The sequence below is a fragment of the Ruegeria sp. A5 genome (genome assembly GCF_056543005.1).
The window spans coordinates 181,300-192,176 of sequence record NZ_JBQGAV010000008.1 but is presented as its reverse complement, the minus strand read 5'-3'; the positions used below and the strand labels follow the sequence as shown (position 1 = coordinate 192,176).

Below are 10,877 nucleotides of genomic sequence, written 5' to 3'. Positions count from 1 at the left end.
CTGCGGTCAGCGTGGTCTTGCCGTGGTCAACGTGGCCAATCGTGCCGATGTTGACGTGCGGCTTATTACGCTCAAACTTTTCCTTTGCCATGATGGCCTCCTTTTTCGGTAATGAAGGGAGCGCGTTAGCCGCGCTCCCTCAAATCTTCGCTTATGCGTATTTCGCCTGAATCTCGTCCGAGATGTTCTGCGGAACCGGATCGTAGTGATCGAACTGCATTGTGAACTGGGCACGGCCCGACGACATCGAACGCAGAGTGTTGATGTAGCCGAACATGTTCGCCAGCGGAACGAACGCGTCGATCGCGATTGCGTTGCCGCGCGGTTCCTGACCAGACACCTGGCCACGACGCGAGGTCAGGTCGCCGATGATACCGCCGGTGTATTCTTCCGGGGTGATCACTTCGACCTTCATGATCGGTTCAAGCAGTTTCGCGCCAGCTTTGCGCATGCCTTCACGCATACACATCCGCGATGCGATTTCGAACGCCAGAACGCTCGAGTCAACGTCGTGGAACTTACCGTCCAGCAGGGCAACCTTGAAGTCGATCACGGGGAAGCCAGCCAGCGGGCCGCTATCCATGACCGAGTTGATGCCTTTTTCAACACCCGGGATGTATTCCTTCGGAACGGCGCCGCCAACGATGCGACTTTCGAACGAATAGCCTTCGCCTGCCTCGGTCGGCTGGATCTCCAGCTTGACTTCCGCGAACTGACCCGAACCACCCGACTGTTTCTTGTGGGTGTAGGTGTGCTCAACCGGCATCGAGATGGTTTCACGATAGGCCACCTGAGGTGCACCGATGTTCGCTTCAACCTTGAACTCGCGCTTCAGACGGTCAACCAGGATGTCCAGGTGAAGTTCGCCCATGCCCTTCATGATGGTCTGACCGGATTCCAGATCAGTTTCCACACGGAAGGACGGGTCTTCGGCGGCCAGACGGGCCAGACCCTGAGACATCTTCTCTTGGTCGCCCTTGGTTTTGGGTTCAACCGCGATCTCGATAACCGGATCGGGGAAGGTCATGGTTTCCAGAACCACCGGATCCTTCGCGTCACACAGGGTGTCACCGGTGGTGGTGTCTTTCAGACCCGCCAGCGCGATGATGTCGCCTGCAAACGCTTCTTCGATCTCTTCCCGGTTGTTCGAGTGCATCATCATCATACGACCGATGCGCTCTTTCTTACCTTTGGTCGAGTTCAGGATCGAGTCACCCTTGTTCATGGTGCCCGAGTAGATCCGGGTGAAGGTCAGCGAGCCAACGAAGGGGTCGTTCATGATTTTGAACGCCAGACCCGAGAAGGCCATGTCGTCGTCTGCACGACGGGCGATGTCACGAACTTCTTCCTCGTCGCCGGGTTTGAAGCCCATGTAATCAACAACGTCCAGCGGGCTGGGCAGATAGTCGATCACAGCGTTGAGGAGCGGCTGAACGCCTTTGTTCTTGAACGCCGAACCACCCAGAACCGGAACGAACGCGATTTCCAGAGTACCTTTGCGCAGCAGGGCGCGCAGGGTCGGAACGTCGGGCTCATTGCCTTCCAGGTATTCCATCATCGCGTCGTCGTCCATTTCGACGGCCGCTTCGATCATCTTGCCGCGCCATTCGTCAGCCATGTCTTTCAGGCTGTCGCGGATAGGAGCTTTGATCCAGCTTGCGCCCAGATCTTCGCCCTGCCACAGCCACTCTTCCATGGTGACCAGGTCGATCAGGCCTTCCAGCTCGGACTCGGCACCGATCGGAATACCAACCGGAACAGCGCGTGCGCCGGTGCGGTCTTCGATCATGTTGACGCAGTTGAAGAAGTCAGCGCCGATCTTGTCCATCTTGTTGACGAAAACCATACGCGGAACCTTGTAGCGGTCAGCCTGACGCCACACGGTTTCGGTCTGGGGCTCAACACCGGCGTTTGCGTCCAGAACGCAGACAGCACCGTCGAGAACCGCCAGCGAACGCTCAACTTCGATGGTGAAGTCAACGTGGCCGGGGGTGTCGATGATGTTCAGGCGGTGCTTAGGAGTTTCTGCGGTCTGACCGTCCTCGGTGCGTTCCCAGAAAGTGGTGGTCGCAGCCGAAGTGATGGTGATGCCGCGTTCCTGCTCCTGCTCCATCCAGTCCATGGTGGCTGCACCATCGTGCACCTCACCGATGTTGTGGGATTTACCAGTGTAATACAGGATACGCTCCGAGCAGGTGGTCTTACCTGCGTCGATGTGCGCCATGATACCGAAGTTACGGTACAGTTCGAGCGGATATTCGCGTGCCATTGGTCTAAGCCTCTCGGATTACCAACGATAATGGCTGAAGGCTTTGTTCGCCTCGGCCATCTTGTGGGTGTCTTCGCGTTTCTTGACGGCAGTACCGCGGGACTGAACGGCGTCCAGCAGCTCGCCTGCAAGGCGCTCTTCCATGGTGTTTTCGTTGCGGCCGCGCGCAGCAGTGATCAGCCAGCGGATGGCCAGTGCTTCGCGGCGCTCAGGGCGCACTTCGACCGGAACCTGATAGGTTGCACCACCAACCCGGCGCGAGCGAACCTCGACCGACGGTTTGATGTTGTCGAGCGCTTCGTGGAACACTTCGACAGGAGCGCGCTTTACCTTGTTCTCAACGCGGTCAAACGCGTTGTAAACGATGCGCTCTGCGACCGACTTCTTGCCGTCGATCATCAGGTTGTTCATGAATTTGGTCAGTACCTTGTCGCCAAATTTGGCGTCTGGCAGGACTTCGCGTTTTTCGGCGGCGTGACGACGTGACATATCAGCCTCTCCTTCTTACTTGGGACGCTTCGCGCCGTATTTCGAACGACGTTGCTTACGATCTTTGACGCCCTGAGTATCCAGAACACCGCGCAGGATGTGGTAACGCACACCGGGAAGGTCTTTTACACGGCCGCCACGGATCAGAACAACCGAGTGTTCCTGCAGGTTGTGGCTTTCACCCGGGATGTACGAGATGACCTCGAACCCGTTGGTCAAGCGCACCTTGGCAACCTTACGCATAGCCGAGTTCGGCTTCTTAGGTGTGGTGGTGTACACGCGGGTGCAAACGCCGCGCTTCTGCGGGCACTGCTCCAGGTGCATGGACTTCGAGCGTTTTACTTTGGGCTGCCGCGGTTTGCGGATCAGCTGTTGAATAGTTGGCATTCCGGTTTCTTCCCCGTTTTGCAACACACATGACATGCACGCGCGTTGCGTGCGGTTAAATTCGCTGCACTCATGCGTCCACAAGCGCAAAACCCGCGAGCGTTCCCATTCCGAGGTGAACGTCGCGGTTTGTTATCAGAGGGCGCGAACGATAAAAGTGTCCGGGCCTTGACCAGTTCATTACTGAAATCGGTTATGGGGCGGCCCCCGGTACCGAGATGTCGCGCGTATTAAGGGGAGTCGGCCCAAGTGTCAACAGCCCAGCGGGAAAGGCGTATTGTACATAAGAGCTCCGGCCGTCTATCAGGAACTAATGGAGATTCCCACTGCGTCGACGCATTGCAGCACTTCGGCACCGGATGCATAGTGAGCATGCCCTGCAAACCATTGGATGCCCCATGCAAGTCTTTGGCCTGTGTCGATTTTCATTCCCTGCTCTGGGCGATTTCCAGATCGAACATGACACGGTCGCAGATCGGCGCGCCCATCTCTACAACCCTGCTCGTCTGGAAGAGCGGTTCCGCTTGTTCGAATCTGTAACGTTGCCCAGCTTTCGCGCGCAGACAGATGGGCACTATCAGCTTCTGGTCGTTGTTGGGGACTGTCTGCCGCGAAAGGCGCTCGACCGGCTTAAGGACCTCACCGCTGACATCAAGCAGGTACGAATTGTCCAAAGACCCGTCGAACCAAGCCATAAACACCGGCAGGTCATGAAACGAATCCTTCAGGAAGCGCGTTCAAACCCGGACCGGCCCTGTCTTCAATTTCGCCATGATGACGACGACAGCATTTCGATTGATTTCATCGAAAGACTGCGCGAGTCCGCCGATGATGTTGCCGGGCTGATTGGAAAAAATCAGGCCATAGGCCTCGATTTCAACAACGGATACCAGGCCAGCTTTGGGCCGAATGGGGTTCGGGCGGCACAAGTCTACAAATCTCTGCTTGGGGTGGGCTTGGGCATGCTTATCGCGGGCGGGTGCGCCCACACGATCATAAGTTTTACCCACAACCGGATCGGGCGTTTCATGCCAGTGGTCAGTTATCCTGATCGCCCGATGTGGATCAGGACATTGAACAACTCCAACGACTCGCCGCGCGCTGAAAAGCAGAAGGCGCAGCTTGCGCCGATCACGCCCGAAATCGAGACCGATTTTGCCACGCGTTTCGCGCTAAACCCCGGTTTCGTACGTTTGCCTCACTTCTCCGCCTGACGCGACCGTTCGCGAAACAGAGTGAACATCCCTGCCCCAACTACCAATGCACCACCCAGCATTGTGATCGCGTCCGGCCAGTCACCAAACACAGCCCACCCCAGTCCCAGTGCCCAAAGCAGGCTGGAATAGCGAAATGGCGCAACAAAACCGACCTCGCCCACGCGCATCACCATGACACTGAACAGATAGCCTATCAGAACAAAGACCGCAGCGCTGGCGATCATCGCTCCAGATGCGGTCGAGACCGGCACCCATCCTTCAAACGTGGAGACGATGATCGCTGCCAATGTGATAGTCAGGGATGTCGCCAGTGTTACCACCATAGAAGGTACTTCAGCTGACATTCGGCGGGTGATCAAATCGCGAACTGTAACGGAAGCAACCGCAATCAATGCGTAAATCGCATAGATGCTGAACCCTTCAGGACCGGGCCGAACGATCAACAACATACCGACGAACCCAAGCGCAATTGCAGCAATACGTCTCCATCCAATTACTTCACCGAAGAATAAGGCAGCACCCAAAGTCACGGTCAGCGGCAACGCCTGTAGAACTGCCGTAACGTTGGCAAGCGGCATGTGCATCAGAGCCGTCAAAAAGAAGATGGTCGCCGCCAACTCTGCCAGGCAACGTAATGCGATAAGCCATTTGTCATGGAGGGGAAAATTCAGGTGGAGCGCCCCAAGATAACGGGCCATTATCAACACAAGAACTGTCGCCAAAACTCCGCGCATGGCCACAAGTTGGAACAGAGGCAGATCTTGCCCCACCACTTTCACCAACGCATCATTGACGGTAAAGGCCGCCATACTGCCCATCATCAGCAGCGCGCCTTTAACGTTAGGACTCATTTAATCAACACCCGGTCTTCAATATATTGTCGTATTCACTGTTCAATTGATCACGAATTCAATTTGCGCCTGACAATCCTACAGTAATAGTTCCGACGAGCTACACAAACTGTCGACTTTTCAGTCGTTTCAATCTGTCATCTGGGCGGAAGGCGTAGATTTCGAGATCTCGATCTCATCATCCGTCATCTCCTCTTCTACGCCATCAAACAATGGCGTCGAAAGGTAACGCTCGCCCGTATCTGGCAACATTACCAACATGACGGAACCTTCCGGAGCAGTCTCCGCCAGTTTCATCGCGACCGCAAAGGTCGAGCCACCAGAAATACCGGTAAAAATCCCCTCTTCCGCGGCCAAACGGCGCGACCATGCAATACCGTCGCTACCGGGAACGGGAATCAACTCATCATAGTACGAGTTATCAATGGCCTCCTGCAGAACCCACGGAATAAAATCAGGCGTCCAGCCTTGGATCGGATGCGGCTCGAAGTTCGGATGGCTCTCGGTCGGCTGGTGTATTTCATTGCGCGTGTTCACATATCCTGACGACACAATGGCTGCGTTGGCAGGCTCTGTCAGGATGATCTTGGTCTCAGGGCGCGCTTTTCTAAGAGCCCGGGCCACGCCCGAGACGGTCCCGCCAGTGCCATAGCCCGTAACCCAATAGTCGAGATTCTGCCCATCAAAGTCACCCAAGATTTCCTGCGCGGTGGTATTTTCGTGAATATCGGCATTGGCTGCGGTTTCAAACTGGCTGGCCAGGAACCAACCGTTCTGCTCGGCCAGTTCCTTAGCTTTTGTATACATGCCGAACCCCTTTTGCGCGCGCGGTGTCAGGACAACTTTTGCCCCCAAAAACCGCATCAGCTTGCGTCGTTCGACCGAGAAGCTGTCGGCCATTGTCACAACCAAGGGATAGCCTTTGGCCGCGCAGACCATCGCCAGCCCGATACCGGTATTCCCCGAGGTCGCCTCAACTACTGTCTGACCGGGTTTTAAGCTACCGTCGCGTTCTGCCGCTTCGATGATGTTGAGGGCAAGGCGATCTTTGACAGAACTGGCCGGGTTAAACGCTTCGAATTTTACGTAAACCGTCACGTTTGAGGGGGTAATCCTGTTTATTCGTATGCTTGGCGTGTCTCCGACGGTGTCCAAAATACTGTCATACAGGCGCTTTCGCCCATGCGTTTGACGAGTTGTCATTGCGGCCCCCTCCTCTGTTGACGAAAGCATGCCACAAACCGGGTCACATTAGTAACTATCTTTGTGAGAGTTCGCCTCGGAGCGCTCACAACAAGAAAGGCCCCGCGAAATCGCGGGGCCTTTCTTAGTTATTGAGGGTGCCTATTCGCGGCTTTCCGGTGTTTCCACAAGAACGTCCAGCTCATCACCGACCATGTCGTCGTCGAAGGTCGGAGCGGCCAGAGCAGCAGCCGCTTCGGCCTCTTCCCGGCGGGCTTCGATGACCACGTTGTCACGCGATTGCGCGATGTGGCGGACGGCCTGAGTGGCCCCACCGGTACCGGCAGGGATCAGGCGACCAACGATGACGTTCTCTTTCAGGCCAACCAGCTTGTCTTTCTTGCCCTGAACCGAGGCTTCGGTCAGCACGCGGGTGGTTTCCTGGAACGACGCCGCCGAGATGAACGAACGCGTCTGCAGCGAAGCTTTGGTGATCCCCAGAAGGATCGGCTCACCCTGAGCCGGACGACCGCCACGCGAGATGGTCTTCTCGTTGGCTGCGTCGAACTCCTGCTTGTCGACATGTTCGCCTTTCAACAGGGTGGTGTCGCCTGAATCCAGGATCTCCCACTTCTGCAGCATCTGGCGCACGATGACTTCGATGTGCTTGTCATTGATCTTCACGCCCTGCAAGCGATAGACGTCCTGCACTTCGTCGATCATGTAATCCGCCAGCGCTTCGACACCCATGATGGACAGGATGTCATGCGGAGCCGGGTTACCGTCCATCAGGTATTCACCCTTCTGGATGAAGTCCCCTTCGGCGACCGGGATGTGCTTGCCCTTGGGTACCATGTATTCGATGGTCTCCATGGACTCGTCAGCCGGTTCGATGCTGATGCGGCGCTTGTTCTTGTAGTCGCGGCCAAAGCGCACGTAACCATCGGCTTCTGCGATGATCGCGTGATCTTTCGGACGACGGGCTTCGAACAGTTCGGCCACACGTGGCAGACCACCGGTGATGTCCTTGGTCTTGGCGCCTTCACGCGGGATACGCGCAACAACGTCACCGGCTTCGATGGTCTGACCATCCTCGACGGACAGGATCGCATCCACCGACATCGGATAGTGAACCGGGTTGCCCGCATCGTTGCGGACCGGCTCGCCATCTTCACCGACCAGAATGATCTCGGGCTTGAGGTCGCTGCCTTTGGGGGCCGCACGCCAGTCGATCACGATCTTCTGGGTCATGCCGGTTGCATCGTCGGTCTCATCCCGGACCGCAAGGCCCGAAACAAGGTCGACATATTTCGCGGTACCGGCTTTCTCGGCGATGATCGGCAGGGTGTAGGGATCCCATTCGAACAGCTTGTCGCCACGAGCAACCTTGGTGCCGTCCTTGACGAACAGCTTGGAGCCATAGCCCAGCTTGTGGCTGGCACGCTCTTCGCCGTGTTCGTCGCTGATCACCAGCTTCATGTTCCGGCCCATAACGAGGCTTTCGCCTGCGGCATTGACCAGAATCTGCGGGTTCTCGAAGGAAACGACGCCTTCCTGGCTGGCTTCCTGGAACGACTGCTGACCACCTTGCGCAACACCGCCGATGTGGAAAGTACGCATCGTCAGCTGCGTACCGGGTTCACCAATGGACTGCGCGGCGATGATGCCGACAGCCTCACCTGTGTTCACCATGGTGCCGCGTGCAAGGTCACGACCGTAGCAGGTGGCGCAGACGCCTTCCTCGGACTCACAGGTCAGAGGCGAGCGGATGCGCATCGACGCAACACCAGCTTCGTCAATGGTGTCCGCCATGCGTTCGTCGATCAACTGACCAGCGGCCACGATCACCTCATCCGTGCCCGGACGCAGAACATCGTCAGCCGCCACACGACCCAGCACACGTTCGGCCAGCGAGGCAACAACCTCACCGTCATTCACGGCGGCTTCGGCTGTGATCGCACGCTCAGTACCACAGTCGATCTCGCGAACGATGCAGTCCTGTGCGACGTCTACCAGACGACGGGTCAGGTAACCCGAGTTCGCCGTCTTCAGAGCGGTATCCGACAGACCCTTACGGGCACCGTGGGTCGAGTTGAAGTACTCGAGCACGGTCAGACCTTCTTTAAAGTTCGAGATAATCGGCGTCTCGATGATGTCACCGTTCGGCTTGGCCATCAGGCCGCGCATACCGCCCAGCTGTTTCATCTGAGTGACCGAGCCACGCGCACCCGAGTGGGCCATCATGTAGACCGAGTTCGGCTCCTGATCCGACCCGTCTTCGGCCTTGGCAACGTCAGAGATGGTGCTCATCATCGCTTCGGTGACGCGGTCGTTACACTTCGACCAGGCATCAACAACTTTGTTGTACTTTTCGCCCTGAGTGATCAGGCCGTCCATGTACTGCTGTTCAAAGTCCTTCACCTGACCGCGGGTGTCATCAACGATGCCCCACTTGTCATCCGGGATGACCATGTCGTCCTTGCCGAACGAGATGCCCGCCTTGAACGCTTCTTTGAAGCCCATCGACATGATCTGGTCACAGAAGATAACCGACTCTTTCTGACCGCAGTAACGGTAGACGGTGTCGATCACCTGCTGCACTTCTTTCTTCCGCAGCAGGCGGTTGACCAGCTCGAACGGGGCTTTGTTGTTCATCGGCAGCAATGCACCCAGACGCAGACGGCCCGGAGTGGTTTCATAGCGCTTCTGAACTTCGTTGCCTTCGTCGTCGATCTGCGTGATCCGCGCGGTGATTTTCGAGTGCAGATGCACCTCACCCGCGTCCAACGCGTGCTGAACTTCTTCGATCGAACCGAAGACCTTGCCTTCGCCCGGCATGCCTTCGCGTTCGAGGGTCACATAGTACAGACCCAGGATCATATCCTGCGACGGAACGATGATCGGCGCGCCGTTTGCAGGCGACAGAACGTTGTTCGTCGACATCATCAGAACGCGCGCTTCCAGCTGCGCCTCAAGGCTCAGCGGGACGTGAACAGCCATCTGGTCCCCGTCGAAGTCGGCGTTAAAGGCCGAACAGACCAGCGGGTGCAGCTGGATGGCTTTACCTTCGATCAGGACCGGCTCGAACGCCTGAATACCAAGACGGTGCAGCGTTGGCGCACGGTTCAGCATGACAGGGTGTTCGCGGATCACCTCGTCGAGAATATCCCACACTTCGGGACGCTCTTTCTCGACCAGTTTCTTCGCCTGTTTCACGGTCGAAGAAAGACCCTTGGCTTCAAGGCGCGAGTAGATGAACGGCTTGAACAGCTCCAGCGCCATCTTCTTGGGCAGACCACACTGGTGCAGCTTGAGTTCCGGACCGGTCACAATGACCGAACGACCCGAGAAGTCGACGCGTTTACCCAGAAGGTTCTGACGGAAGCGACCCTGCTTGCCTTTCAGCATGTCCGACAGCGATTTCAGCGGACGCTTGTTGGCGCCGGTGATCACGCGACCACGACGGCCGTTGTCGAACAGAGCATCCACGGATTCCTGCAGCATCCGCTTTTCGTTGCGGACGATGATGTCAGGCGCGCGCAGCTCGATCAGCCGCTTCAGACGGTTGTTCCGGTTGATGACGCGGCGATACAGATCGTTCAGATCCGAAGTCGCGAAACGGCCACCATCCAGCGGAACCAGCGGACGCAGTTCCGGCGGAATGACCGGGATCACGGTCATCACCATCCACTCGGGCCGGTTGCCCGACTCGAGGAAGGATTCAACAACCTTCAGGCGCTTGATGATCTTCTTGGGCTTCAACTCGCCGGTTGCTTCGGCCAGATCAGCGCGCAGCTGCTCGGCTTCAGCTTCCAGATCGATCTGGGCCAGCATCTCACGGATGGCTTCAGCGCCGATATTGGCGGTGAACGCGTCCATGCCATAGGCATCCTGCGCGTCCATGTACTCTTCTTCGGTCAGCATCTGGCCGTAGGTCAAGTCAGTCAGACCGGGCTCGATGACGACATAGTTTTCAAAGTACAGAACGCGTTCCAGATCACGCAGCGTCATGTCCAGCATCAGACCGATGCGAGACGGCAGCGATTTCAGGAACCAGATGTGTGCGACGGGCGCGGCCAGTTCGATATGGCCCATACGCTCACGGCGGACTTTCTGCAGGGTGACTTCCACACCGCATTTCTCGCAGACAACGCCGCGATATTTCATCCGCTTATATTTGCCGCATAGACATTCGTAATCTTTGATCGGGCCAAAGATACGCGCGCAGAACAGACCGTCACGCTCAGGCTTGAACGTCCGGTAGTTGATGGTTTCGGGTTTCTTGATCTCGCCATAGGACCAAGACAGAATCCGCTCAGGGCTCGCCAGCGAGACCTTGATCTCGTCGAAAACCTTCGGGGGCGTCAGCGGGTTGAACGGGTTGTTGGTGATTTCCTGGTTCATTTGTTACCTCAAATCTTGCGGAAGGGGGGAGAGGTGAGCGGAAACTTAAAAAGTTTCCGCCCAAGAATTTTTTCAAAA

8 protein-coding genes are annotated in these 10,877 nt (G+C 56.9%); 1 reads left to right on the top strand and 7 read right to left on the bottom strand.

Features of this window, described 5'->3' with window-relative positions:
• From ACR0AY_RS17405 to rpsL, 4 genes are all read right to left on the bottom strand, one after another.
• On the bottom strand, window positions 1-91 hold a 91-nt coding region (locus ACR0AY_RS17405), incomplete at its 3' end, for a GTP-binding protein (protein ID WP_036223564.1).
• A 60-nt stretch (window positions 92-151) separates the two neighbouring features.
• A complete protein-coding gene (gene fusA / locus ACR0AY_RS17400) occupies window positions 152-2,269 on the bottom strand; it encodes an elongation factor G (RefSeq protein ID WP_170328783.1) in 2,118 nt (705 codons plus the stop codon).
• 18 nt (window positions 2,270-2,287) lie between these two features.
• A complete protein-coding gene (gene rpsG / locus ACR0AY_RS17395) occupies window positions 2,288-2,758 on the bottom strand; it encodes a 30S ribosomal protein S7 (RefSeq protein WP_010441203.1) in 471 nt (156 codons plus the stop codon).
• A gap of 15 nt (window positions 2,759-2,773) precedes the next feature.
• Window positions 2,774-3,145: a 30S ribosomal protein S12 gene (gene rpsL / locus ACR0AY_RS17390; protein ID WP_005621086.1), complete on the bottom strand. Its 372-nt coding sequence runs from the start codon at window positions 3,143-3,145 to the stop codon at window positions 2,774-2,776.
• A 359-nt stretch (window positions 3,146-3,504) separates the two neighbouring features.
• Between rpsL and ACR0AY_RS17385 the strand changes: the two genes are divergently transcribed.
• On the top strand, window positions 3,505-4,359 hold the full coding sequence (locus ACR0AY_RS17385) for a glycosyltransferase (protein ID WP_480454466.1): 855 nt from the start codon (window positions 3,505-3,507) through the stop codon (window positions 4,357-4,359).
• On the opposite strand, the gene ACR0AY_RS17380 is transcribed toward ACR0AY_RS17385, so the two are convergent.
• The 3 genes from ACR0AY_RS17380 to rpoC all read right to left on the bottom strand — a co-directional run bounded on the left by ACR0AY_RS17380 (window position 4,344) and on the right by rpoC (window position 10,799).
• Entirely contained in the window at window positions 4,344-5,213 is an 870-nt protein-coding gene (locus ACR0AY_RS17380) for a DMT family transporter (RefSeq protein WP_480454464.1), read from the bottom strand. The genes ACR0AY_RS17385 and ACR0AY_RS17380 overlap by 16 nt on opposite strands.
• A gap of 129 nt (window positions 5,214-5,342) precedes the next feature.
• Window positions 5,343-6,416, bottom strand: a complete 1,074-nt coding sequence (locus tag ACR0AY_RS17375) for a pyridoxal-phosphate dependent enzyme (RefSeq protein WP_170406486.1) — start codon at window positions 6,414-6,416, stop codon at window positions 5,343-5,345.
• Window positions 6,417-6,557: 141 nt separating this feature from the next.
• Window positions 6,558-10,799 carry a DNA-directed RNA polymerase subunit beta' gene (rpoC, locus tag ACR0AY_RS17370; RefSeq protein ID WP_170406489.1) on the bottom strand — a complete coding sequence of 1,414 codons (4,242 nt, stop codon included), beginning with the start codon at window positions 10,797-10,799 and terminating at the stop codon, window positions 6,558-6,560.
• Window positions 10,800-10,877 lie beyond the last annotated feature (78 nt).

Bases quoted from the DNA above. Each gene is read 5' to 3' on its own strand.
- fusA (WP_170328783.1), bottom strand. From the start codon at position 2,269: ATGGCACGCGAATATCCGCTCGAACTGTACCGTAACTTCGGTATCATG.
- rpsG (WP_010441203.1), bottom strand. From the start codon at position 2,758: ATGTCACGTCGTCACGCCGCCGAAAAACGCGAAGTCCTGCCAGACGCC.
- rpsL (WP_005621086.1), bottom strand. From the start codon at position 3,145: ATGCCAACTATTCAACAGCTGATCCGCAAACCGCGGCAGCCCAAAGTA.
- ACR0AY_RS17385 (WP_480454466.1), top strand. From the start codon at position 3,505: ATGCATAGTGAGCATGCCCTGCAAACCATTGGATGCCCCATGCAAGTC.
- ACR0AY_RS17380 (WP_480454464.1), bottom strand. From the start codon at position 5,213: ATGAGTCCTAACGTTAAAGGCGCGCTGCTGATGATGGGCAGTATGGCG.
- ACR0AY_RS17375 (WP_170406486.1), bottom strand. From the start codon at position 6,416: ATGACAACTCGTCAAACGCATGGGCGAAAGCGCCTGTATGACAGTATT.
- rpoC (WP_170406489.1), bottom strand. From the start codon at position 10,799: ATGAACCAGGAAATCACCAACAACCCGTTCAACCCGCTGACGCCCCCG.